The organism is Mycobacterium sp. SMC-13, assembly GCF_045311035.1.
Lineage (GTDB): Bacteria > Actinomycetota > Actinomycetes > Mycobacteriales > Mycobacteriaceae > Mycobacterium.
Genome location: NZ_JBJIAI010000091.1, coordinates 1 through 1139, shown reverse-complemented (window position 1 = coordinate 1139; position 1139 = coordinate 1). Strand labels below are relative to the sequence as shown.

Sequence of the window (1139 nt, the reverse complement as noted above, 5' to 3'; positions counted from 1 at the left end):
CTAGTGTCCTGCGCCGTAAATTAGTTGATTAATTGTAGAATTGGCGGGTGGGAACCAGGGGTAGGCCGGTAGTCGAGTTGGTGTTGACCGACGACGAACGTGAGACGTTGCAGCGGTGGGCCCGTCGATCGAAGTCCTCGCAGGCGTTGGCCCAACGTTGTCGGATCGTGTTGGGTTGCGCGGCAGGGAAATCCAACAAGGAAGTCGCCGCTGATGAAGGTGTGTGGCCGCAAACGGTCGGCAAATGGCGTGGACGGTTCCTGGAGGCGCGACTGGAGGGTCTGGCCGATGAGCCGCGTCCTGGTGCGCCGCGCAAGATCACCGACGAGGCGGTCGAGCAGCTGATCGTGGCCACGTTGGAGCGTCAACCCAAAGGCGCCACGCACTGGTCGCGGTCTTCGATGGCGGCTGAGACCGGGTTGTCGAAGTCAACGGTCGGACGGATCTGGAAGTCGTTCGGCCTCAAGCCGCATCAGGTGGACACCTTCAAGATCAGCAACGACCCGCAGTTCGTCGACAAGGTCCGTGACGTCGTGGGGTTGTATCTGGACCCGCCGGAGAAGGCACTGGTGCTCTGCGTCGATGAAAAATCGCAGATCCAGGCCTTGGATCGCAGCGCGCCGGTGCTGCCGATGATGCCCGGCATGCCCGAGCGCCGCACCCATGACTACGTGCGGCACGGAATCACCACCTTGTTCGCCGCCCTGGATGTGGCCACCGGCGAGGTCTACGGCTCGATTCACCGCCGGCACCGCGCGATCGAGTTCAAGAAGTTCTTGACCAAGTTGGACAACACCGTGCCCGCTGACCTGGACGTCCATCTGATCTGCGACAACTACTCGACGCACAAATCGCCGACAGTAACCAAATGGCTTGCCGCCCATCCCCGATTCCACATGCACTTCACCCCGACCTACTCGTCGTGGCTCAACCAGGTCGAGCGGTGGTTCGGGTTACTCACCGACCAGAAACTGCGCCGCGGCGTTCACCGCTCAATTCAGGCCCTCGAGAAGGACATTCGCGAGTGGATCGCAGACTGGAACGACAACCCCCGCCCGTTCAACTGGACCAAGACCGCCGACGAGATCTTCGAACGACTCGGTTCATATCTTCAACGAATTCCCGGCGCAGGACACTAG

General features: G+C 61.2%; 1 protein-coding gene. It reads left to right on the top strand.

From position 1 onward, the window contains the following. The first annotated feature begins 47 nt into the window (after nt 1-47). Nucleotides 48-1139: an IS630 family transposase gene (locus ACJH6I_RS31815; protein WP_036429724.1), complete on the top strand. Its 1092-nt coding sequence runs from the start codon at nt 48-50 to the stop codon at nt 1137-1139.